The sequence below is a fragment of the Dyadobacter fanqingshengii genome (genome assembly GCF_023822005.2).
Lineage (GTDB): Bacteria > Bacteroidota > Bacteroidia > Cytophagales > Spirosomataceae > Dyadobacter > Dyadobacter fanqingshengii.
This window is the reverse complement of record NZ_CP098806.1, coordinates 4670605-4694388: the sequence shown is the minus strand read 5'-3', so window position 1 is coordinate 4694388 and position 23784 is coordinate 4670605. Positions and strand designations below refer to the sequence as shown.

25 protein-coding genes are annotated in these 23784 nt (G+C 44.0%); 12 read left to right on the top strand and 13 right to left on the bottom strand.

Annotated features, from left to right (window positions below):
• The first annotated feature begins 63 nt into the window (after nt 1-63).
• Complete coding sequence (locus NFI81_RS19610) at nt 64-228, top strand: hypothetical protein (protein WP_234616217.1); 165 nt, start codon at nt 64-66, stop codon at nt 226-228.
• A gap of 70 nt (nt 229-298) precedes the next feature.
• Here NFI81_RS19610 and nagB read toward each other — a convergent pair whose 3' ends face one another.
• Nucleotides 299-2239, bottom strand: a complete 1941-nt coding sequence (gene nagB, locus NFI81_RS19605) for a glucosamine-6-phosphate deaminase (protein WP_234616251.1) — start codon at nt 2237-2239, stop codon at nt 299-301.
• Nucleotides 2240-2555: 316 nt separating this feature from the next.
• Here nagB and glyA point away from each other — a divergent pair, with 316 nt between their 5' ends.
• The 5 genes from glyA to serS all read left to right on the top strand — a co-directional run bounded on the left by glyA (nt 2556) and on the right by serS (nt 8030).
• Nucleotides 2556-3860: a serine hydroxymethyltransferase gene (glyA, locus tag NFI81_RS19600; protein WP_234616218.1), complete on the top strand. Its 1305-nt coding sequence runs from the start codon at nt 2556-2558 to the stop codon at nt 3858-3860.
• A 133-nt stretch (nt 3861-3993) separates the two neighbouring features.
• Nucleotides 3994-4695, top strand: coding sequence for a tetratricopeptide repeat protein (locus tag NFI81_RS19595; RefSeq protein WP_234616219.1), 702 nt, complete (start codon nt 3994-3996; stop codon nt 4693-4695).
• A 101-nt stretch (nt 4696-4796) separates the two neighbouring features.
• Entirely contained in the window at nt 4797-5312 is a 516-nt protein-coding gene (gene ribH / locus NFI81_RS19590) for a 6,7-dimethyl-8-ribityllumazine synthase (RefSeq protein ID WP_234616220.1), read from the top strand.
• A 65-nt stretch (nt 5313-5377) separates the two neighbouring features.
• Complete coding sequence (locus NFI81_RS19585) at nt 5378-6736, top strand: aspartate kinase (protein WP_234616221.1); 1359 nt, start codon at nt 5378-5380, stop codon at nt 6734-6736.
• Nucleotide 6737: 1 nt separating this feature from the next.
• The gene (gene serS / locus NFI81_RS19580) at nt 6738-8030 is read left to right on the top strand and encodes a serine--tRNA ligase (RefSeq protein ID WP_234616222.1); all 1293 of its coding nucleotides are present in this window, start codon (nt 6738-6740) and stop codon (nt 8028-8030) included.
• Nucleotides 8031-8125: 95 nt separating this feature from the next.
• On the opposite strand, the gene NFI81_RS19575 is transcribed toward serS, so the two are convergent.
• Together NFI81_RS19575 and NFI81_RS19570 are read right to left on the bottom strand one after the other, a co-directional pair.
• Complete coding sequence (locus NFI81_RS19575) at nt 8126-9385, bottom strand: hypothetical protein (protein WP_234616223.1); 1260 nt, start codon at nt 9383-9385, stop codon at nt 8126-8128.
• Nucleotides 9382-10650: a hypothetical protein gene (locus tag NFI81_RS19570; protein ID WP_234616224.1), complete on the bottom strand. Its 1269-nt coding sequence runs from the start codon at nt 10648-10650 to the stop codon at nt 9382-9384. Before NFI81_RS19570 ends, NFI81_RS19575 begins: the two co-directional genes overlap by 4 nt.
• A gap of 180 nt (nt 10651-10830) precedes the next feature.
• Here NFI81_RS19570 and NFI81_RS19565 point away from each other — a divergent pair, with 180 nt between their 5' ends.
• Together NFI81_RS19565 and NFI81_RS19560 are read left to right on the top strand one after the other, a co-directional pair.
• Nucleotides 10831-11970, top strand: coding sequence for an acyl-CoA dehydrogenase (locus NFI81_RS19565; RefSeq protein WP_234616252.1), 1140 nt, complete (start codon nt 10831-10833; stop codon nt 11968-11970).
• A 172-nt stretch (nt 11971-12142) separates the two neighbouring features.
• Complete coding sequence (locus tag NFI81_RS19560; RefSeq protein WP_082217453.1) at nt 12143-13072, top strand: helix-turn-helix domain-containing protein; 930 nt, start codon at nt 12143-12145, stop codon at nt 13070-13072.
• An 80-nt stretch (nt 13073-13152) separates the two neighbouring features.
• On the opposite strand, the gene NFI81_RS19555 is transcribed toward NFI81_RS19560, so the two are convergent.
• Entirely contained in the window at nt 13153-13584 is a 432-nt protein-coding gene (locus NFI81_RS19555) for a nuclear transport factor 2 family protein (RefSeq protein ID WP_234616225.1), read from the bottom strand.
• A 106-nt stretch (nt 13585-13690) separates the two neighbouring features.
• Between NFI81_RS19555 and NFI81_RS19550 the strand changes: the two genes are divergently transcribed.
• Nucleotides 13691-14083: a hypothetical protein gene (locus tag NFI81_RS19550; RefSeq protein ID WP_234616226.1), complete on the top strand. Its 393-nt coding sequence runs from the start codon at nt 13691-13693 to the stop codon at nt 14081-14083.
• On the opposite strand, the gene nadD is transcribed toward NFI81_RS19550, so the two are convergent.
• The 7 genes from nadD to NFI81_RS19515 form a co-directional block, all read right to left on the bottom strand.
• Nucleotides 14084-14656, bottom strand: coding sequence for a nicotinate (nicotinamide) nucleotide adenylyltransferase (gene nadD / locus NFI81_RS19545; RefSeq protein WP_234616227.1), 573 nt, complete (start codon nt 14654-14656; stop codon nt 14084-14086). It lies immediately after the preceding gene.
• Nucleotides 14653-15219 (bottom strand): guanylate kinase, encoded by a 567-nt coding sequence (gene gmk, locus NFI81_RS19540; protein WP_234616228.1) that lies wholly within the window; start codon nt 15217-15219, stop codon nt 14653-14655. Before gmk ends, nadD begins: the two co-directional genes overlap by 4 nt.
• Before the next feature lie 10 nt (nt 15220-15229).
• Nucleotides 15230-15520 carry a phosphohydrolase gene (locus NFI81_RS19535; protein WP_234616229.1) on the bottom strand — a complete coding sequence of 97 codons (291 nt, stop codon included), beginning with the start codon at nt 15518-15520 and terminating at the stop codon, nt 15230-15232.
• A gap of 83 nt (nt 15521-15603) precedes the next feature.
• The gene (locus NFI81_RS19530; protein ID WP_233854959.1) at nt 15604-16203 is read right to left on the bottom strand and encodes a sigma-70 family RNA polymerase sigma factor; all 600 of its coding nucleotides are present in this window, start codon (nt 16201-16203) and stop codon (nt 15604-15606) included.
• A 223-nt stretch (nt 16204-16426) separates the two neighbouring features.
• Complete coding sequence (locus NFI81_RS19525; protein ID WP_234616230.1) at nt 16427-16930, bottom strand: hypothetical protein; 504 nt, start codon at nt 16928-16930, stop codon at nt 16427-16429.
• Nucleotides 16927-17766, bottom strand: coding sequence for a rod shape-determining protein MreC (gene mreC, locus NFI81_RS19520; protein WP_234616231.1), 840 nt, complete (start codon nt 17764-17766; stop codon nt 16927-16929). The genes NFI81_RS19525 and mreC overlap by 4 nt, the downstream gene beginning before the upstream one ends.
• Before the next feature lie 34 nt (nt 17767-17800).
• The gene (locus NFI81_RS19515; protein ID WP_019946014.1) at nt 17801-18826 is read right to left on the bottom strand and encodes a rod shape-determining protein; all 1026 of its coding nucleotides are present in this window, start codon (nt 18824-18826) and stop codon (nt 17801-17803) included.
• 175 nt (nt 18827-19001) lie between these two features.
• Between NFI81_RS19515 and NFI81_RS19510 the strand changes: the two genes are divergently transcribed.
• The 3 genes from NFI81_RS19510 to NFI81_RS19500 are packed head-to-tail and all read left to right on the top strand — an operon-like array spanning nt 19002 to nt 22131.
• Nucleotides 19002-20504, top strand: a complete 1503-nt coding sequence (locus NFI81_RS19510) for a GH3 auxin-responsive promoter family protein (protein WP_234616232.1) — start codon at nt 19002-19004, stop codon at nt 20502-20504.
• Between the two features lie 17 nt (nt 20505-20521).
• Nucleotides 20522-21682: a 1-deoxy-D-xylulose-5-phosphate reductoisomerase gene (locus NFI81_RS19505; RefSeq protein WP_234616233.1), complete on the top strand. Its 1161-nt coding sequence runs from the start codon at nt 20522-20524 to the stop codon at nt 21680-21682.
• Nucleotides 21682-22131 (top strand): hypothetical protein, encoded by a 450-nt coding sequence (locus NFI81_RS19500; RefSeq protein WP_234616234.1) that lies wholly within the window; start codon nt 21682-21684, stop codon nt 22129-22131. The genes NFI81_RS19505 and NFI81_RS19500 overlap by 1 nt, the downstream gene beginning before the upstream one ends.
• Before the next feature lie 16 nt (nt 22132-22147).
• Here the strand turns inward: NFI81_RS19500 and NFI81_RS19495 are convergent, their stop codons facing one another.
• Together NFI81_RS19495 and NFI81_RS19490 are read right to left on the bottom strand one after the other, a co-directional pair.
• On the bottom strand, nt 22148-22912 hold the full coding sequence (locus tag NFI81_RS19495; RefSeq protein WP_234616235.1) for a glycosyltransferase family 2 protein: 765 nt from the start codon (nt 22910-22912) through the stop codon (nt 22148-22150).
• A 44-nt stretch (nt 22913-22956) separates the two neighbouring features.
• Nucleotides 22957-23781, bottom strand: coding sequence for a glycosyltransferase family 2 protein (locus tag NFI81_RS19490; protein ID WP_234616236.1), 825 nt, complete (start codon nt 23779-23781; stop codon nt 22957-22959).
• Nucleotides 23782-23784: the final 3 nt, after the last annotated feature.

Below are 23784 nucleotides of genomic sequence, written 5' to 3'. Positions count from 1 at the left end.
GGAAATAAATAAAATCTCTAACTTGGGGATATCAAACTCCTATGTTAATAACCTGAACCTGATATGAAAACGCCAATTTCAAAACGATTTAATTTCACGATGGCATTGCAATGGCTTATATTTTTGCCAATAATTTTGCCGCTTTGCATAATCTTTGGCGCCGTTGAAGGCGTCGTTAAAATGGTCGAGAAAATGGCCCAGCGAATGTGGATGGATATGGAATTGTAGTAGTAAAATGACATATAAAAGTAAAAGCCCGATGTGTGAACACCGGGCTTTTACTTTTAACAAGCAAACCTTAAAATTTCCATCTTACAAAAGCTTCCATTGCTTCGTACTCAGCTAACCCAAGCTCGTCATACAAGTGAGCCGTTGCGCGGTTACGCTCTTCTGCACGTTGCCAGAATTCCCTCGAATCTTCGCCCTGGAACACAACGCCGTCCTTTTGAGACTGGTGCTTAAATATTCCCTGACGTTTTTTCAGAACCTGATCCGGGCTCATCGGCACTGCCATTTCAATTTCATAAATGTCCCACTCAGCCCATGCTCCGCGGTATAACCATACCCAGCAATCCTTCATGAAATTTTTATGTTTCGAACGCTGCAATGCTGCCTCAATGGCATCCCAGCAAACTTTATGCGTTCCGTGCGGATCAGCGAAGTCACCGGCCGCGTAGATCTGATGTGGTTTTACTTCTTCAATAAGCGCTTCAATGATGCGGATATCTTCTTCCCCGATCGGTTTTTTCTGAACCGTTCCTGTTTCGTAGAATGGCATGTTCAGAAAGTGCGCCTGGCTCGTTGGAATGCCCACAAACCGGCAAGTCGCCTTAGCCTCACCCTGGCGAAGCAATCCTTTCACTTTCCTGATCTCAGGCGTATCAATTTCACTGTCTTTGGTATGTTTCAAAAACTCTTTTGCATCCAGGAACAGCTTGTTTGCGTCCGGGCTGTCGATGCCAAAACCTTTGTTGAAGTCAACCACGAAATCGATAAAACGCAATGCCTCATCATCCGCAACGGCAATGTTACCCGAAGTCTGGTAAGCCACATGCACTTCATGTCCCTGATCCACCAATCGCTGGAATGTTCCACCCATTGAAATGATATCATCGTCCGGATGCGGGCTGAAAATCAATACGCGTTTCTTGGATGGCTGCGCTCTTTCAGGACGGTGTGTATCATCCGCATTGGGTTTTCCACCCGGCCATCCTGTAATGGTATGTTGTAATTGATTAAATACGTTGATATTGATCTCATAGCCGGAACCATATTGGGCCAGCAAATCGCTCATACCATTGTCATTGTAATCCTTATCAGTCAATTTAAGAATGGGCTTGTTCAGCGAGCTCGACAAATGGCTGATCGCCTTTTTGATCATTTTATTATCCCAAATTACCGAATCAACAGCCCAAGGCGTCTTAATGCGGGTAAGTTCGGAAGCAGCGCTTTCATCCACAACGAACGAAACATCCGGATGCGCCTGCAAATAAGAAGCAGGGTTCAATTCAGTAACCGGGCCTTCAACAGCGCCGCGTATTACCGAAGCTTTTCTTTCACCCCAAGCCAGGAGCACAATGCGGCGTGCATTCAAAATAGGCGCAACACCCAATGTAATGGCTTTACGAGGCACATTATGCAATCCGCCAAACTCCATCCCAGCCGCAACGCGCGTAGAATGGTCGAGTGTGATCAGCCTTGTACGGGAATTGATCAGCGATCCCGGTTCGTTGAAACCAATGTGACCATTTCCCCCGATTCCCAAAAGCTGGAAATCCAGACCGCCCACAGCGTTTATTTTGTTTTCGTAAGATGTGCAGTAATCGCGCAGTAATGCAGGAGGAACCGTGCCATCCGGAAGGAAATAATTCTCCTTTGCAATATCCACGTGGTCGAACAACTGCTCTTTCATGAACCGGTGATAGCTGTAAATCGAATCCGGCTCCATTTGGTAATATTCATCCAGGTTGAATGAAATCACATTCTTGAAACTCAAACCTTCCTCCTTGTGCATGCGCACAAGAATTGCATAAACCGTTTTTGGTGAAGATCCAGTCGCTAAGCCCAACACACATTTCTTACCCTCTTTCTGCTTTTGACGGATCAAATCAGCAATTTCCCTTGCCACCGCATTGGAAGCTTCTTTGGAATCGGCGAAAATTTGAGTTGGTATTTTTTCGTAGGTGATTGGCTGGCCTATCGTCCCGGGCGTACCTTTCCCGTTGTTGGAAGCTTGCATCAAAATTGTTTGTGGATTCACCGTTTGCTGGCTCATATTGCTGCTTGAATTGTTTTATAAGAGTTTATGAATAGTTCAGGGGTAGGATAACATCGGCAAAAATACAACTCAAAACGAATATTATTAAAAAAATTTAAAAATAACTGTTATCAAAAATATACTCGTATTAATCGGATTGGGGCCACTTGACCCAATTCGCCGCTCCGCTCCCCGACCAAGGAGGAGAAAGTACGTCCGTTTTTTTCATTCCAAAATAATTGATTGTATTTTTGTATCTCAATCTACAAAACATCACACCATTTTCCCTATACTATCCATGTCTACTCTCACAAGCGTTGAACGTGACACCACCATTTTTGATCTTATCAATAGAGAAAAGCACCGTCAGGAATCCGGCATTGAGCTGATCGCGTCAGAAAACTTCACGTCCAGACAGGTGATGGAAGCGGCTGGAAGCGTTTTGACGAACAAATATGCAGAAGGACTGCCAGGCAAGCGTTATTACGGCGGGTGTGAGGTTGTAGATGAAATCGAACAAATTGCCATTGACCGTTTGAAGGAGCTTTTCGGCGCTACCTGGGCAAACGTTCAGCCACATTCGGGTGCACAGGCCAACACGGCTGTGTTCCTTGCATGCCTTAACCCTGGCGATAAAATTATGGGTTTCAACCTGGCACATGGTGGTCACTTGACGCACGGATCGCCGGTTAACATTTCAGGAAAATATTTTCAGCCTATATTTTACGGAGTAGAAGCAGAAACTGGATTGATAGATTGGGACAAAGTGGAGGAAACTGCTGTAAGAGAGCGTCCAAAACTGTTGATCTGCGGTGCTTCGGCTTATAGCCGCGACTGGGATTACGAGCGTCTGCGTGCAATTGCCGATCAGGTTGGCGCATTGTTAATGGCGGATATCGCCCACCCTGCTGGCCTGATCGCCAAAGGTTTGCTGAACGATCCATTCGATCATTGTCACATAGTAACAACCACAACACATAAAACCCTTCGCGGGCCACGCGGCGGTGTGATTATGATGCGTAATGATTTTGAGAATCCGTTTGGCATCAAAACACCAAAAGGTCAGCTGCGCACCATGTCATCCCTTTTGGATTCTGGTGTATTCCCAGGAACGCAGGGCGGACCATTGGAGCACATCATTGCGGCGAAAGCGATTGCTTTCGGAGAAGCATTGAGCGAAGGTTATTATAACTACGCAGTGCAGGTTAAGAAAAATGCGCAGGCGATGGCCAAAGCATTTACAGATAAAGGTTACGGCATTATTTCCGGCGGAACAGATAACCATTTAATGCTGATCGACCTTCGCACGAAAAGTGGTCAAAATCCAGGTCTAACTGGCAAATTGGCAGAAAACACGTTGATCAAGGCAGACATTACAATTAATAAGAATATGGTTCCCTTCGATGACAAATCACCAATGGTCACTTCGGGTATCCGCGTTGGAACGGCTGCTGTTACAACACGCGGAATGGTTGAGTCGGATATGGAGCGCATTGTGGATTTTATTGATACTGTGCTTGTTAACCATGATCAGGATGCAAAAATTGCCGGAGTAAAAAGTGAGATCAATAACTGGATGAAACAATATCCTTTGTACCTCTGATATTAAGTTATTCAAATAGCGGCAGCGCACCGGTTATCCGGTGCGCTGTTTTTTTTGTTTATTCCGATGTTTTTTAGCAATAAAATTTCGTTTACTTTTCATAACTTTGCACTCCAAAATCGAATTAATTGATATGAGCAAGAAAAACACGGACGAATCCGGGCTTGAAATTATTGAAACTCCGGAAGCACTGGCTGGCCAGATCAATAAAGCGGAGGTTTTTTTTATTAAAAATCGCAAGATAGTATTAGGTGTCGTAGGAGCAATCGTTTTAGCTGTTGTTGCTTTCGCCGGATATCGCTTTTACATTGACGGACAGGAGGGAACAGCTCAGGATGCACTTGCAAGTGTCGTTTACGATTTTGAGGCTGATTCATTGCAAAAAGCATTAAACGGAAGCGGAGGTAACGAAGGACTTTTATCTATCGCAGATTCTTATAAAGGCACGGACGCTAGCAATCTGGCTAATTTTTACGCCGGTGTTGCATTATTAAAGCAAGGAAAATACGATGATGCGATCAGCCATCTTCAATCATTCAGTTCATCCGATCTTTTAATCCACGCACGTGCCCAATCCTTGATTGGTGACGCGTATCTTGAAAAAAACCAACCTGCTGAGGCTATTTCTCATTATAAAAAGGCAGCAGATTACGAGAAAAACGAATATTTCACGCCCGTTTATTTAATGAAATTGGCAATCGCACAAGAAAAAGCAAATCAACCAGCAGACGCTGTGTCTACATATAAACGTGTTATTGACGAGTTTCCACTTTCCTCGGAAGTGGTAAACGCGAAGAAATACATGGGTGTTTTAGAGGGACAGGTCGGCAAATAATGGTTAACCATTACTGTTTCTGAAAAGGATAAAGCCGACAAAGGTTTTATCCTTTTTTATTTGCCCAATTAATCATTTCACATTATCCTCTGATTTCAATTATGTCAAGTGCTGATAAAAATTTAAGTGTTTTCAATACGGAAGGCTTGCCGGACATTAGCTCAAAAAAGTTTGCGATCGTGGTGGCAGAATGGAATAGCGAGGTCACCGAAAGGCTATTTGAAGGTGCTTATCAAACATTGCTCACATACGGCTCAACGCCCGAAAACATCGAAAGAGGAAATGTTCCGGGAAGTTTCGAGCTGACACTGGGCGCACAGTGGTTTGCAGAACGTCGCGATATTGATGCGGTCATCGCATTGGGCGTGGTTATCCAGGGTGAAACAAAGCACAATGATTACATCAATCACGCTGTTGCACAGGGCATTACCAATGTTAGTTTGAAATCTGGTAAACCCATCATTTTTGGTGTTTTGACGCCCAATACAATGGAGCAGGCACTCGACCGCGCAGGCGGCGTTCACGGCAACAAAGGAGACGAAGCCGCCATGACAGCGATTAAAATGCTCGGCCTCTGGCACCAAATCGCCGTTGCACAAACCAGATTCTCAATTTAACATTCATGGCACCGGCAACCCGGTCATTCACTCATTCAGTCATTCAAATTCACTCATTCACTAATATGCAAGTCTGGAAATTTGGCGGGACTTCGGTAGGAAAACCGGAACGCATGCATTCAATCCGCGAACTGCTTAACGGCGATCCTAATCGCAAAATCGTTGTTTTGTCCGCGCTATCAGGATCTACCAATGCGCTCATCGCCATCGGCGAAGCCGCAAAAGCTTATGACGATGCGAAAGCGAACTCGCTCACGGAAGATTTGAAGGCACATTATCTGCTCTTTATTAAGGAGTTATACTCAACGGAGGCGGGGCTTGAAGAAGGAAAGAACATTGTTGAGACAGAATTCGGCTTTATCAAATCACTGATCGGCATCAAACCTTTCACCATTAAGCAGGAAAAAGAACTTGTTGCAGAAGGGGAAATCCTGAGCACCAAAATGTTCCAGGCTTATCTGGAAGAAAAAGGGGAAAACTCCGTGTTGCTTCCAGCCTTGGATTTCATGCGCATTGATGCAGACGGCGAACCGGAACTTGCTACAATTGAGGATAAATTGGTGACAATTTTAAACCAATATACAGATAAACAGACGATCATTACGCAAGGGTTTATTTGCAGAAACCCGCGAGAAGAGGTTGATAATTTGAAAAGAGGAGGGTCTGATTATACAGCTTCTCTGATTGGTGGCGCCATCCGTGCGGATGAGATCCAGATCTGGACCGATATTGATGGAATGCATAACAACGATCCGCGCATTGTGAAAAGGACTTTTCCAATTCGCGAGCTGACATTTGAAGAGGCCGCGGAACTGGCTTATTTCGGGGCCAAGATTTTGCACCCGAGCACGATCACGCCAGCCAAACTTCGCGGTGTGCCGGTTAGGTTAAAAAACACAATGCAGCCGGAAGCTCCGGGAACATTGATCGCTAACCAAACTTCGGATCGCGACATTAAGGCGATTGCCGCAAAAGACAACATTACCGCCATTTACATACATTCGACCCGTATGCTGAATGCCTACGGCTTCCTTCGTAGGGTGTTTGAAATTTTCGAAAAATACAAAACACCGGTTGATATGATCACAACTTCCGAGGTGTCGGTTTCTGTGACCATTGACAATTCCGAAAACCTGGAACAGATCAGTGCAGAGTTGCGTGAATTTGCTGATTTAGAAGAGCATGACCGCGACCAAAATATCATTTGCATTGTCGGAAATTTTAGTGCGGACAAAGAAGGAATTGCATTAAAAGTGCTTGATGCAATGAAACATATTCCTATACGAATGATTTCGTATGGTGCATCCGAACATAACTTGTCACTGCTCATTCATTCCAAATACAAGGCAGAAGCATTGAATGTGCTGAATGAGCGCCTGTTTTATTACGAAGATGCAATGAAAGACATTTTTACAGCTCCATAATATGTTACAAACGAATTTTATCCGCGAGAACAGAGACTTTACCATCGCTGGGTTAACAAAAAAGCATTTCAAGGATGCAGCGGAAGTTGTAGATCAGATTATTGAACTTGATAAGAAGCGCAGACAATTGCAGCAGGATTTAGATGAGACATTAGCCGAATCCAATGCGAAAGCCAGGGAAATCGGCGGGCTCATGAAGGCTGGCGCAACAGCGGAAGCAGAGGCTGCGAAGGCGGAAACTGCTGTGTTAAAAGAGCGCTCTAAGTCACTGGACGAAGCGCACAAGGACATTGAAGCCAAACTGCTTCAGGAACTCGTGAAGCTGCCTAATTTGCCGCATGAAAGCGTTCCGGAAGGGAGAACAGCTGATGACAATGTGAATGTGCTGGAAGCCGGGGAAAAACCGGTTTTACCAAAGGGCGCATTACCGCATTGGGAATTGATTGAGAAGCTCGGCAAAAACCAGGCGCCTATCATTGATTTCAAGTTAGGAAACAAAATATCGGGTGCAGGGTTTCCGGTATATAAAGGAAAAGCCGCAAGGCTTCAGAGGGCTATGATCGCTTTTTTTCTGGATGAAGCTGGAAAAGCGGGTTACACAGAAGTGCAGCCACCGATCGTAGTCAATGCGGATTCAGGCTTTGCTACGGGACAATTGCCTGACAAAGAAGGTCAAATGTATCATGACGCACAGGATGACCTTTATCTGATTCCTACTGCGGAGGTTCCGGTTACCAATTTGTATCGGGACGTAATCGTTGCCGAAAGCGATTTGCCTGTTAAAAATGTAGCTTATACGCCCTGTTTTCGGCGCGAGGCAGGAAGTTGGGGCGCACACGTCCGGGGATTGAACCGTTTGCACCAGTTTGATAAAGTGGAAATTGTACAGATCAATAAGGCTGAGGATTCTTACAAGGCCTTGGATGAAATGGTGGAGCATGTAAAAAGTCTTCTTGGAAAACTCGAACTCCCCTACCGAATTCTACGCCTTTGCGGAGGCGATATGGGCTTTACATCGGCGCTTACATACGATTTCGAAGTTTGGTCAGCCGGGCAAGAGCGCTGGCTGGAATGCAGCTCTGTTTCTAATTTCGAAACATATCAGGCTAACAGATTGAAATTGAGATATAAAACGGCAGATAAAAAAACACAGTTGCTGCATACATTAAATGGCTCAGCGCTTGCATTGCCGCGCATCGTGGCGGCATTGCTGGAAAATAATCAGCAGGCTGATGGAACGGTTAAAATTCCTGCCGCGCTGGTTCCCTATTGTGGTTTTGATATTATAGAATAATGGTTTCAGACCTTTTAAATGCAAAATGCCCTCGTTAATAGCGAGGGCATTTTTTATGATTTAAAGAAAAGCGAATTATGCTTTTGGAAAAACACTTATGACTTGAAAGGAAACACTGCTGCGTCTTTTTTAGGAAATGCCAGCCAGACAAAATAGCCCGTCAGCAAAACGATACAAACCTGCATAGCATAATCTACAAACAATTCCAATGAGGCAAATGTATCAAATGGCGTCATATAGCAGGGCATCCCAAGCCGCCACCAGTATGAAGGATGAATGACGCACAACACATTAAATATCAGCAGCAATGCAACCTGCACATTGTTTTTCCAATCAATCACATAGAATACAAGCGGGATCAGGAACAGAAAAATGTAATTGCTGTAAGCACTTTGCTGCACGATCATCATTGTGGCGTAAAGCACAATCCAAACTCGCGATAACATGACCCTGAAATCCGCTTTTTGAAGCCTTAATGCAGCCAGACAAGCCAGTCCAACTGATATAACGAGCCCGATCCAGTTCCAGAACTTTTCTCCAACTCCAATGTGGTTGAAAAACCAGGGATTCAAGATAGAAGGAATGTTTGGAGCCCGCAAAGTTTTGGCTTCGTCCAGCGGCTGCGTAAACTCCCAGCCGACCAATGGATAAAGAATAGCGAGCGAAATCATACCCACAATGGCCATCGGAATCACTAACCTTAACTTGTCTTTTTCCAGAATAAACAAAGGCACCAGGATCAAGACAAATATCGCTTTGGTCATTAGCAACCCGATCGCTAAAATGATCGCATACCATTCAACGCGCAATGTTCGCTCGCGGACAAGATAAGCCAGGATCACAAACAGCCACATCCAGACATCTTCCTGCGCACCGACGATGCAGAGGACCAATCCGCCTGGCAAAAGAAAGTATAGAAGTGATTTGAAAAGAAAAATTCCTTTTGATTGAAAGGGCCTGAAAAAATGATAAGATGCCCAAAGTGCCGCGCCATCCATGATGGCCATTACCAGCACAATCATTTTCGGGTGATACCAGAATTTCAGGAATGCCCCTAAAAAATAGGGATAAAGCGGAGAGTAAGGCGACCAGAAATCGCGGTAAACAACCTGTCCCAGCGAAGCCTTACTGCCTTCGTCCCAGAAACCATTTACGTCGGACGTAGGTTCAAGGCCGGCTATTAAGTAAATCAGAACAAAAGGAGCAAGCCGGAAAAGTGCCCATCCGGTGCCTAACATTGCCTTGATGGACTTGCTTTCCAGCCAGGACGTCAATGTTTCTCTTTTGAAAAGAACAATTCCAGCAAGTAATATACAAATGAGGCTGATGCCCAGTTTTGCCAGGACTATGCTCATGCAGTTATCAGTTTTTCAGAAACTACTTTGCGGTAGGTTTCTCGCAAGATCCAGAAAAAGCAAAGCACATTGAGGATTTGCAGGCAGTATTCGAATAAGTAGGAAAGGTTGCTGAACATTCCCAGTGATGTATAAGCAGGTTGTTTGATATAAACCCAAACAAACGGCTGCACGACCGTAAGCCAGTTCACCGCCAGTAAGACAACAACATGAAATGTTTTACGGACATCAATGATCTCGAAAAGAACCGCCATTAAGTAGGCGATTAAATAAGCGCCCATCGCACTGGCCTGGAAAATCATCATGCAAACAAAACATGCAATAAAGATCCCCGGAAGCACTTCATTGATATGCTTATGACGCGCTTTGTACGCCATAAATGCAGGAACGAAAACAGTAAATAGCAATCCGATCCAGTTGATCAATGTTGATTTTTTTTCATTCACCGTAAAAACAAGCTCAATGAACGGCCTGGTGATCGAGAACAAATTAGGCGTCATGAGTTGCTCCGTGTGCTGAATGGGCATTAAAAACAAGTCGCCGATCTGCCAGTAAAGGAAGCCAACGGCAGGCAAACCAACCGCGGCCATGACCAAAAGCATTTTAACCGGCTTCTTAACAACCAACAGAAGCGCGGGCAATAGGAAAATAAAGGTTACCTTGATCGTCAGAAGGGCAAGTGCATAGAGCAACCCGATACCAACTTCGTAATTAACCGGTTTTTTAATCGTGAAGCGCCAGAGGATCAGCGCAGCGCCCCAAAACCAGACTTCTTCCTGTCCATCCACGAGAATGTACATAAATCCGGCAGGAAGCATATAATAAATGACCGCAAGTTGTAATGCATTGTTGATCCGGCTTTTGTAAGTGCTGTAAGTAAGCCAAAGGATAAAACTCTCCATCAGGACCATAAACAGTACAATAGCGCGGGAATTGTGCCAGATCCACACAGGCAGACTGATAATGTAGGCATATAGCGGCGCGTGGTAAGACCAGAAGTCGCGATAAACGAAACCGCCTCTCTTTGCGGCTTCTGCTTTGTAAAAAAAGAAAGGAATGTCGCCTCTTGGATCTTCGTTGACAATAAGAAAAATGCCGATCCAGGGAATGAGCCTGAGCAGAACAAAAGCAAGCCCTAATATCACTTTCTCGTTCTCTTTCTGCCACTTAGCAAATAGACCTGACTTGCTGATAGTCCAGATTATTCCAAACGTCAGCAGGAGATTGATAAGGAGTTTTATATAAAAAACAGTAAGAACGGGCATTTTTTGCAGCAAAATTTGAGCAAACTTAAGACAACTTTTCTTGAAATAGGGTAGCAATCAGCAAAGTTTTAATACGTTATAAACAGTATGCTTGCATACCATAAGCCAAAAACATATTTTTGATATTCTTCATCATTCATGAATAATCGTATCATGTCACACAGCGCGCCATTAATCGGGATGGATTTCAACCTAAGTGAAGAACATTTGCTAATCGGCGAAGCTGCCCAAAATTTTGCTGAAAACTACTTACTGCCTGGCGTTATCGATAGAGACGAGGTTCAAAAATTCGACAAAGAACTCCTTCGTCAAATGGGGGAGCTGGGTTTTATGGGCATGATGGTTGCGCCGGATTATGGTGGCGGCGGGATGGATACGCTGTCATACGTGATTGCAATGGAAGAGATTTCAAAGATCGATGCGTCAGCGGGGGTGATTATGTCTGTTAACAATTCTTTGGTTTGCTGGGGCCTGGAAAACTTTGGGACGACTGAACAAAAGGAGAAATATCTGACCAAGCTTGCATCCGGTCAGGTGATCGGAGCATTCTGCTTGTCGGAGCCGGAAGCTGGATCAGATGCAACTTCGCAGCATACCACTGCCATTGACAAGGGAGACCACTATTTATTAAATGGCACAAAAAACTGGATCACAAACGGCGACACGGCTGAAATCTGCTTGGTGATGGCGCAAACACATCCGGAAAAGCAGCATAAAGGAATTAACGTTTTCATTGTTGAAAAGGGATTAGCGGGTTTTGTTGTTGGTAAAAAAGAAAACAAAATGGGCATACGGGCCTCAGACACCAACACATTGATGTTTACGGATGTAAGGGTCCCCAAGGAAAACAGGATTGGAGACGATGGTTTTGGTTTCAAATTCGCCATGAGCACATTGAATGGCGGGCGGATCGGCATAGCCGCGCAGGCACTTGGTATTGCGGCTGGCGCATTTGAATTATCCCTGAAATATTCAAAAGAACGGAGGACTTTTGGCAAACCCATCAGCGAACACCAGGCCATTCAGTTTAAACTGTCTGAAATGGCCACAAAAGTGGAAGCGGCGCGACTGCTCGTTTACAAGGCAGCCCGGCTTAAAGATGAGGGAAAGGATTACATCCAGGCGTCGGCCATGGCGAAACTATATGCGTCGGAAACAGCTATGTGGGTGACAACAGAGGCTGTTCAGGTTCATGGCGGGTATGGCTACGTGAAAGAATATCATGTGGAGCGACTGATGCGGGATGCAAAAATCACGCAGATTTATGAGGGTACCTCTGAAATCCAAAAACTTGTAATTGCTCGCGAGCTCCTGAAATAGGACGATTTCCGGGATCGCAGCCGAATTATTCGAAATCTTGGATTAAAATGATACAGAAATATCACTTTTTTTCAGTTTTTTGTCAATATATACTTGTATTAGTTTTGTACAATTTATTAGATTTGTACAAAATTTGGAACAACGGTCAAAAGGGCCCTTAAATATATCAAGTATGGAAGACTATAATAAGATTATTGAGTCGCTGGGGGTAAAGTTTGTGAAAGCGCGTCACATCAGAATTTTGCAACCAATTACCATCAAAAACTTTTACGACGTTCAGAATTCGCTAACAATTTTATACGACGGTGAGGTTTCTTTTGGTTCAGAAGAATCACAGAAAGTTGAAGAAGGTGATATGCTGTTCATTCCGGGTGGTAAGCATGCAACCGTAACATATGGTAACGGACAAACTGCCAAGACTGTTTCGAATGAGGAGTTCATGACCAACCGCGATAATTACATTGAAGCAGGCCACGATCCGGCGTTGATAGGAAAATTGCCTAACTCGTTCGGTTTGATCTCTTTTGAAGCAAAAGTTTTTGATACAGTTAACTTTTTCACTTCGCTGGACGTTCCGCCGTTCCTGATTAAAAGAGATGATCAGATCGCCATCACGATCAACCAGATCCTGACGGAAGATATGCTGGATACGCCTGGAAAAGGCCGTATCATTAAGATTAAGACAGAAGAGGTTGTTATCGAAATCATCCGTTATATTCTTAAAAACAAACTGTTTGTTGAACAACTTGTAACAAACAGCACGTATTTCAAGGATCCTCGTTTGATCGATATCTTCGCTTACATTAAGGATAACCTGGGTGGGGATCTTTCTAACAAAGTTTTGGCGAATGTTGCGAACGTATCCGAAGATTACGTTGGACAATATTTCAAAATGCTGACCGGAATTAACCCACAGGATTATATCGAATATCAGCGCATGGAAAAAGCGGTTGATCTGCTTCGTACTTCCAAGAAAAGTATTCGTGCAATCGGTTCTGATGTAGGTTACAAAGACACAGCTTATTTCTGCCGTCGTTTTAAAATGATGTTCGGAATTCCGGCTGGCAAAATGCGCCGTCGTGAATCGTTGATGAACGTATAGTAATAAGAGATTTATAAAAAAAAAAGAGAACCGGCCTGGTTCTCTTTTTTTGTGCCATAACACATGGTAATTCGATAACATTATGGCACCGGCGTAAATTGAACCGCGACCACTTTCCACCTGCCACCCGAATTCACGCAGACAGACATATAGGAAAGCGCGCCCTGAAATCCGTTATTTTCAATCCGCGCCCGCACATCCCACAACCCATTTATAAGCATTACATCTCCATATGTGCGCGTCCGGGCTGCGGAAAGCATTCCGGAATCCACGACGATAATGCCTTGCGAAACCGCTTGTATTAATGCTCGGCCTTCAATGGGTTGTCCCTGCAAACCCATCACGCTGAAATCATTCGAAATGAGGCTTTCCAACGCTTTGGCATCTTCTTCCAGTAACGCTTTGAAAAATAGATTAGAACAATCTAAACCATCTATGGGCTGAACATTCGTCTGGGCCTTTGCAATGAATGAAAAAGCCAGACTGAGGATTGTAAGAAGTAAGGTTTTCATGCTGCGTGACCATTTGCGTTATCGCTAAAAGTATCAAAACAAATTCACGTCCTGAAATTATATGAGTAGATTCGTCTTTGTTTTGGAATAAAATAAAGATAGTTGAATGAACAAGTTGATCACTAAAAGCTTGATCGCTGCAACGCTTGCCGGGATTTTCGCCTGCTCTACACCTCCCGATAAGCTGGGAAGCCTGGACCTTGTAAAATGGCGTGGAGACAGGGGCGGATGTAATGATGTGCGCGCGAGCCTGGAAAAGGATTTTAAATCAATAGAGAAGCAATTAAAGGGCAAGTTCGCGGACGATATCGGCGATTTGCTGGGCAGGCCCGACATTCATCAGCTGGGGGAGCGAAATCAGAAATTCTACGTTTACTTTCTGTCAAAAGGAGAACAATGCGCTGACATTAAGTCAAAATCGAGTGCCCCGAAAGTAATTTTGAAATTTAATGCTGTAGGGTTGCTGAGCGAGATAACCTATCAGTCAAGGCCATTATAATCAGAGATAAAATTTTTTGATCTTAATGAGCTGCTCAACTGGCTCAGGAACCAGGTAACGAATAGATTTACCTTTTTGCAAACAAGATCTGATGTAGGTTGCAGATATGTCGAGCAGCGGCGCTTCGACAAATTTTACGGCCGGATGGTTACCGAATAAATGCGGTTTTGAATTCGGGCGTGGATATACGTAAAGGCCGGTATATTCCAATATTTTGTCGTGGTTTTTCCAATTTGGGAATTGTGCCAAATTGTCTTCTCCCATGATCAGCCTGAATTCATGCTGCGGAAACTTCTCCTGCATTCGAACCAACGTATCAATTGTGAAGCTTGGCTTTGGCATATGAAATTCCACATCTGTGGCCCTCAAAAGGGAATTATCAGAAATGGCCCGCTGAACAAGGTCATAGCGGTCAAATTCATGTAATAAACTGTTATTTTTTTTAAATGGATTCTGGGGGCTGACCACGAACCAGACCTGTTCCAGATCAGTGGATGTAGCCATGGTGTTGGCTATGATAAGATGCCCGACATGGATGGGGTTGAATGATCCGAAAAAGAGCCCGATTTTCATTGAATAAAATCCAGAACCAATGCTTCCGCTTTTTTAAGTGTCTCGTCAAGATCATCATTAACGAGCACAACGTCAAACTTATCCTCGAAACTAAGCTCGTAGCGGACTTTTCCAAGCCGGGTTTCCAGTGACTTTTCGGTTTCTGTCCCTCTTTCGCTGAGGCGGCGGATTATTTCTGCTTCGGAAGAAACTTTCACAAAAACGGCCAGCGCGCTCTCGCGGTAGATTTCTTTTAATTTCAGACCGCCTTTAACGTCCACGTCAAACAGAACCTGTTTGCCTTCGTCCCAAAGCCGCTCTATTTCTTTTTTAAAAGTCCCGTAATAGTTTCCTGCATAGACCTCTTCCCATTCTGCAAACTCATTAGTAGCAATGCGCTCTCTGAATTCTCTTTTTGGAATAAAATAATAATCCTTTCCGTCCACCTCATGGTCGCGCCGTTCCCGTGTAGAAGCAGAAACAGAGAAAGCCAGAAGATCAGGATATTTTTTTAAGAGATGCCGTACTATTGTTGTTTTTCCAGAACCGGACGGTGCAGAAAATATGATAAGCTTACCTTTCACACGAACAGCATTAACTGTTTATTTTTGAAATAATTGTCTTGAGAATGCTCTCAGGGCAGGGCTTCTTTTCAATTTTAAAATTGAGAGATTCTTTGATGCATTTCTCCAGTCTGTACGACTCGATACAAGGCAAACATTTGTCCATGTTTTCACGAAAATGATCCTTCTCGGCCTCGGTTGCTTCATCATCCAGAATTGCCTGAATTACCTTCATGCATTCAGCGTGATGCTCACATTTCTGCTTCATGGGTTGTTTTTGCGCATCTTCAGTTATTGAAGGCGTTGTGGGGGATGCATTCATTATTAAATGAAAAATAAGGAATAATGGAATATATGTACAGTTGTACACTATAACCGAAGAGGTTGTAAAAAAAGTTTCACAACCTATGAATCATATCCCATTGAACTTGCGTAACTCTTGAGTTTTTCTTTCAAAAGGTTACGCGCCCGGTGTAATCTGGACCTTACAGTTCCGATCGGAATGTCAAGGATCTTGGCCATCTCCTCGTATGTAAAGCCTTCAATATCGCAAAGTATGATCACCGTCCGGAAGTCTACCGGCAATGCATTTAATGCATTTGCAACCTCGTCACCGATTAATTCCTGAACTGCATCCGCACGTAAATCGACCGTGTAAGTTGTATCAGAAGCCTCCTCAGAATTATATGTAGTCTCAACTTCCTGATAATCTACCTTTGAGGGCTCTTTGCTTTTCTTCCGGTAATCATTAATAAAACTATTTTTAAGAATCCGGAAAAGCCATGCCTTTGCATTGGTTCCCTGTTCAAAAGAAGAGATAAAACGGAAAGCTTTTAAGTATGTATCCTGAACCAGGTCATTTGCATCGTCTTCATCCATAGTAAGACGAAAAGCGAAGTTATACATGGAGTCAATGTGTGGCATGAACTCACGGTTAAAAACTTCATAACGAAGATCATCCGTGTATTCATTAGTCGTGATCGTTTCTGACATGGCAACTAACATAGGAATGCTGAATTTACAAAGATTAACAACAGCTCCAAATCGTACAAATTAAAATTTGATGAATGGCTTATTGAAGCTACTTAACAGCCATATTTTCACGATAAAAAATAAATCAACTCGGAACAGCTTCCTAAAATATTCCAAAATTGAATTGCCTCCTGCCGTATTTAATGTATCAACATCAAATTTCGAGCCACGAAACTTTCGTGTCAAAATGTCATATTTAACGTTTGGAAAAAAGTTCCAGGAGGATAATAAGAAGCGTCGTGAACAGTGCGCTTGCACCGATGCGGATGAGGGTGTAAAGGATCATTCCAAAATGATTGATCTCCATAAGAAATAACATTGAATGATGCACCAGAATGAGTGGAAACACATAACCCAGAAATGCACCAAGCCCCTGCGCACGGATTCCGACTTCGGCGCGTTCAGCTCCGCGCGACTTCATTTGGTAATGAATCAGGAAGGGTCGCAGGTAAGCGATCAGGACGGTAGCCGAAGCGTGCATCCCGAAAGTGTTGGAAAACACGTCAACAGTGAACCCAATGCCGAAAGCGATCAGTAACAAATACATTCTGTCAATGTCGGCAGGGAGCAGGAGAACGCCTGCGATGTAGATGAAACAGAAAGCATAATTAAACAATACAACATTCCGCATGAAGAAGATCTGCAGGAACAGATACAGCAGGATCATCAGGGAATATTGTATAGCCTCTCGTAAACTCATTTGGTATTTATCGTACGTATTTTAAGACTATCCTGCTCCCCAAGTTGATGATTTTGTACCACATAAACGTAGGACAGGTTTCTGAAGTCGGTTGCAAGCTTCAACACAATGTTATAAAACGTCTGATTAGGATGCACGGTGACCGTTTCAACCCTGCCCACCATGATGCCGGGAGGAAACACAGAGTTTTGGTCCGATGTAACGGCAGAGTCCCCTTTAAAGATCTTGGTATACTTCGAAACGTCGATCATATCCACAAAATTCGGGTCCTTCCCGGGCCATTTTGCATAGCCGATTTCCTTGCTGCGCACCAGTTTGGAAGAAACCATAAATTGTGAATGCAGAATAGATGTTACAACGGAGTAATTGTCGGAGCAGAAACGGACCTTACCAACTACCCCTGTTGCAGAAATAACGCCCATTCCAGGCTTTATCCCATCCGAAGTCCCCTTGTCGATCGTCAGCACATTATTGGTTTTATTCGTCTCATTATCAACAACCTTGGCCACAGTAAATGTGAAACGGGATGCGAATGACGAGTCAGGTACATAACCTGCTGGTGAATCGGCGGGTTTATTCTGGCTTAATGCGGTCACCGTTGCGCGCAGCCGGGCATTTTCGTTAGCCAATGCTGAGTTAACCTCATCCAGTTTGGTGTATTCTCTCGCAGAATTGGAGAATGCCAGTGTCTTGGCAACGTAGTAATTAGATGTGTTGAAATAAGTAGCGCCCCAGTAAGTGTTACTGCGCACGATCAACCAGACACTGAGAACTTCCAGCAAGATAAATACCAAAAAGAAACGATTCCGGACAACGAAATCAACGAGTTGGAGCATGGGCTAAAATGTTCACATCGTGAACGATCCAATACTACGAAATCAGTACCGGCTTATATAATTCAAGATTTTTAAGGACTTCACCAGTTCCTTTAACAACGGCTTTTAAAGGATCATCCGCAATGTGGACGGGAAGTTTAGTTTTTTGAGCAATGCGTCGGTCGAGGCCGTGAATAAGTGCCCCGCCGCCAGTCAGATAAATACCGTTTTTGAAAATATCCGCAGAAAGTTCAGGAGGAGAGATTTCCAGTGCTTTCATGACGCCTTCCTCGATTTTTGAAATAGACTTATCAAGAGAATAGGCGATTTCGCTATAAGTAACGCGTATTTCTTTTGGAATCCCCGTCATTAAGTCACGTCCGCGGATCTGATAATCGTCCAATGGAATTTCAAGTTCCGGGGAAGCAGAGCCAATGGCCATTTTGATCAATTCAGCGGAACGTTCGCCAATAAGCAAATTGTGCTCACGACGCATATAATCCACAATGTCTCTTGTAAAAACATCGCCCGCGATCCGCACAGACTGCTCGCAAACGATTCCTGATAATGCTATTACGGCGATTTCGGTTGTTCCACCACCAATGTCAACGATCATTACACCATTGGGCTGCGTGATGTCAATCCCAATCCCGATTGCGGCTGCGATAGGCTCGTGGACCATATAAACTTCCTTTGCGCCGGCATGCTCGCATGAGTCCTTCACCGCACGTTTTTCAACCTCAGTAATCCCCGAAGGAATGCAAACTACCATACGGTGTGAAGGTGTAAAGAAACGGCTGCCGGTATCGATCATTTTGATCATACCACGGATCATCATTTCAGCAGCCGTAAAGTCAGCAATTACACCATCTTTAAGTGGGCGGATCGTTTTGATATTCTCGTTGGTCTTCTCATGCATTTGCATAGCTGTGTGCCCGATGGCTAAAACTTTGCCTGTGGTTTTGTCCATGGCAATGATTGAAGGCTCGTCAACAACTACTGTATCTTTATGGATGATCAGGGTATTTGCAGTCCCCAAATCGATCGCTATATCGCTAGTCAAAAAATCAAACAATCCCATATATTTTTTTAAAATTTTCGCTCACTTTGATTTCAGGATGGCAAAATTACAGATAAATAACCACAAACAAAGGCATTTAAAAAATTTCGGTATATGGCCGTTTTGACCCTTAAAACGGCTCTTACGACGCGTTGTAGAATAGAATTTACAAAACCTGTGTACCTTTGTTTTTACTATGGGAATCAGAGCACTATTGAGTGAGCCGCTGGCTCGATACATCGTACAACAACAGCAAGAATGGATCTCCCGAAGCATAGAAGTGCAGGAAAAGTGGAGGAAGGATTTGGTGAAAAAAGCCTTGCACACGCAGTTTGGGAAAGACCATTTTTTTAAAGACATAACCACCTATCCCGACTTCCAGGAAGCGGTGCCTGTTCATGACTATGAGGATCTTCATACTTACATTGATAAGTTGAAAAATGGGGAAAAAGACGTTCTGTGGCCTGGAAAACCACTATATTTTGCCAAAACGTCAGGCACGACGTCAGGGACCAAATATATTCCGATCTCCAAAGACTCGATTTCCAACCACATTGACTCCGCCCGTAATGCCATTTTGACGTATATAGCCGAGACTAAAAAAGCGCAGTTCCTGGATAAAAAGCTCATTTTTCTATCAGGAAGTCCCGTACTGACAGAGACCGGCGGTGTACTGACAGGACGGTTGTCAGGCATTTCAAATCACCATGTGCCAGGTTATCTGAAATCCAATCAGATGCCGAGCTATGACACCAATTGCATTGAAGATTGGGAAACGAAATTGGACAAGATCATTGACGAAACGATCGATCAGCCGATGTCATTGATCTCCGGCATTCCGCCTTGGGTGCAAATGTATTTCGACAAGATTATTGAAAGAACAGGAAAAAAAATCAAGGACGTTTTTCCCGATTTTTCACTTTTTATTTACGGAGGCGTCAATTTTGAGCCCTACCGCGCCAAATTATTTGAGTCAATCGGCAAGCGGATCGACTCCATTGAGCTGTATCCGGCTTCCGAAGGCTTTTTTGCATACCAGAATTCTCAGCAAGACGACGGCCTGCTTTTGCTATTAGACACCGGGATTTTCTACGAATTTATTCCGGTTGAACACTTTTTTGATGAAAAACCAAAGCGGTTGTCGATTGGAGACGTTGAAATCGGGCAAAATTATGCGGTGATCGTCAATAATAATGCTGGGCTTTGGGGTTACTCGCTGGGCGACACGGTGCGGTTTGTTTCTGTGAATCCCTATAAAATTCTCGTAACGGGCCGGATCAAGCATTTCATATCCGCATTTGGCGAGCATGTCATTGGCGAGGAAATTGAAAAAGCTTTGCGGTACGCGATGGAACGCCATCCCGAGGTTGAGGTTGTTGAGTTTACGGTTGCGCCAATGGTAAATTCCGAAAACGGCGGACTTCCTTATCATGAATGGTTGGTGGAATTTGCCGTGGAGCCTGACAATAAGGAACAATTCGTTGCCGACATTGACAGAAGGCTTACCGAGCTCAATATCTATTACAAAGATCTTATTTTAGGCAGTATCCTTCGTAAATTGGAACTGGTGCCTTTGCGCAAAAACTCTTTTATAGATTACATGCGTGCAAACGGCAAATTAGGCGGCCAAAACAAAGTGCCACGATTATCGAATGACCGTAAGATCGCAGATGAGCTGATCAACATCAACCGGCAGTAATTAACCTAAGCATCAGAATGAAAAAAAATATAGCGATTCTAGGGTCAACGGGTTCGATCGGGACGCAGGCGTTGGAAGTGATGGGGGCGAATCCTGAGATCTTTTCGGTAAGTGTTCTTACTGCGCAGGAAAATGCAGATCTGCTGATTGAACAGGCCGCGAAGTTTCTGCCAAAAGCAGTGGTTATTGGGAATGAAAAGCATTTTGATAAGGTTAAATCAGCACTTTCCACTTTCAACATTCATGTTTATAGCGGCATTGAAGCATTGGTTTCTGTTGTGGAATCGGATGATATCGACACGGTTCTTACGGCAATGGTCGGTTATGCAGGCCTTTTGCCTACCATTCATGCCATTAAAGCCGGAAAAGACATTGCTTTGGCTAATAAGGAAACGCTTGTCGTGGCGGGAGAACTGATAACGGGCCTTGCCAGGCAATACGGCGTCAACATTTACCCCGTTGATTCCGAGCATTCTGCCATTTTTCAATGTCTGGTCGGCGAAGAAGGAAATAGGATCGAAAAGATCATATTAACCGCTTCCGGCGGCCCATTCCGTGGAAAAGACCGCGCATATCTGGCGCATGTCACCAGGGAGCAGGCATTAAAGCACCCGAATTGGAGCATGGGCGCCAAAATTACCATTGATTCTGCCACACTGATGAATAAAGGACTGGAAGTGATTGAGGCCAAATGGTTGTTTGATCTCGAAGCTTCGCAAATTGACGTCATAGTGCATCCACAAAGCATAGTCCATTCGCTTGTGCAGTTTGAAGACGGCAGCATTAAGGCACAAATGGGATTACCCGATATGAAATTGCCGATCCAATATGCATTGCGTTATCCGGCGCGCCTGAAATCGGCATTTCCCAGGTTCAATTTTACCGATTATCCTTCCTTAACATTCGAAAAACCGGATCTTGACACTTTCAGGAACCTTGCTATCGCTTATGAAGTTTTGGAAAAAGGTGGAAATGCGGCCTGCATTGTTAATGCGGCCAATGAAATTGCAGTTGAAGCGTTTCTTCAAGGGAAAATCGGATTTCTGGATATTTCGGATCTGATCGTTGAAAGCCTTGCCAAAATATCCTACATTTCCACCCCAACGTATTCCGACTACGTTCAAACAAACGAAGCGACAAGGCGTTTTGCTTCCGAACTGATTCAGGTAAAAGTTTAATGAAAACCACCTTTTTAAAATATTTGTCAGTAGCGCTTGCCAGTACGCTCAAGTTTTTCGGGGGCCCCATCGCAGGTGTTGTATTGAAATTAACCTGGATCGAAACAGCCATTTGCTCAGCCATTGGCATGATGTTCAGCGTGTTGATCCTTACTTATGTAGGCGGGGCAATTCAGGGTTTTATTAAAAAACGTCGGAAGACGCCTCCTAAAAAATTCAGCAGGACCAATCGTATAGCTGTAAACATTTGGAAGCGTTTTGGCATTATAGGCATTGCATTTCTAACGCCGCCGTTATTTACACCACTTTTTGGGCCGATTTTGGCAGTTGCCTTTAAAGTGCCGCGCCCGGCTATTTTCTTATGGATGTCCATCAGCGCTATTGTGTGGGGCCTTGCCATTTCTTACATAGCCCACAAAATGACGTTTGTCCAGGAATGGATCAAATAAAATTAAGGGCTGATCCTTAGCGGCTGACTTCTTTCTTCGGAGCAGTGGATTTTTTCATGAAATCCCCCTGCGAGAAGTATTTTTCGATGAGGCAATACATTAAAATGAAGAAGTAACGGCTTCCCATTTCCTTTATTTTCAGCTTTGATTCGCCGTATTTGCGGTTTGTCCAGCTATTTGGGACAACGGCATAATTGTAACCACGCACCATTGCTTTGAGGGGAAGTTCAATGGTCAGGTTAAAATGCGGGGCCAGAAAAGGCTTTATTCCTTCAATGGTTTCTCTTTTATAAAGTTTAAATGCGTTGGTTGTGTCATTGTATTTGATGCCCATGACCATACGCACAATAAAATTCGCAACGCGGTTGATTACTTTTTTCAGAGCAGGATAATCAATTACCTGTCCGCCTTTTTCCCATCTCGAACCAAAAACGCAGTCGTAATCTCCGTCCAGCATTTTGTAATAATACTTAACCAAGTCCTCCGGATCATCCGACATATCGGCCATGAAAACGGCCACGCAATCGCCTTTAAAACGTTCTAAACCATATCTTACCGCATAACCGAAGCCGTTCGGGCCCGGATTTGTGTAGTAAACCAATGTTGGGATTTGAAGCGAAAGCTCGTCCAGCACACGAAGGGTTCCGTCTTTGGAATTATCGTTTGTGACGCATATCTCGTGAGGAATATTGTATTTATTTAATGTTTGGTGCAGCGATGTAAGAGTGTGTGTAATCGATTCCTCCTCATTATATGCTGGTATTACGACGCTTAGCTTCATAGATTGCAATTGTTGAAAACAGTACAAATTAAAGATTATTAATTTTAACTGCCAATTTTTTCAAATAAGGATAGTTGCTCATCGTAGCGCGCCAATGTTTTCGCAATAGTAGTTTGATAGCGGTTACCCAGCCATTTTCCTACGTTTTCAAACATATCGCGTCTGTTCTGCCAAAATTTCTGATTAGTGCTAGCATGAACATTACTAAGCCCGGCACTGTGCTTGCGATAAACGCCCATAGGCTCTGGAAAATAACCAATTTTGCCGTGCGCAGCCAGTTGAATAATCACCGCCCAGTCACCTGCGGCAGCTTTTGCATGCCAATCGGCGAAGTCGTTTTCTAGAAAATAATTCCTGTAAACCCAGCTTGCGGTCGCCATAAACCATTTGTCTTCCAAAATATCTTCAATGGTCGAGACTAATTTTTGATCCGGCGCATTAAAAAAATGTTCTGGCGACCCGTCTTCGTAGGTCACCAGAACATTATGGTGGGATATAGCAAAATCCAGGTTGGCATCCAGAAAATCGACTTGCTTCTGTAATTTCAGCGGATCAGTCCAGTAATCATCTCCCTCGCACATCGCCACATATTCACCTTTGCAAACCTTCAACAGTTGCAGCACATTATTCCGCCCAGCAAACTCCCGAGGCTCCTTAGGCCCCTGATTCTCCGAATGTAAAAATGCCCGTATCCGTCCTGGATTTCTCTCCTGATATTCCCGAATAATCGCAGGCGTAGCATCCGTAGAAGCATCATCCCCAATCACTATCTCAAACTCAAAATCCGTCACCTGCATCAAAGCCCCATCAAGCATCTGCCCAATGTATCGCTCATGATTATATGTAGGAACGCAAACGGAAAGTTTCAAAAG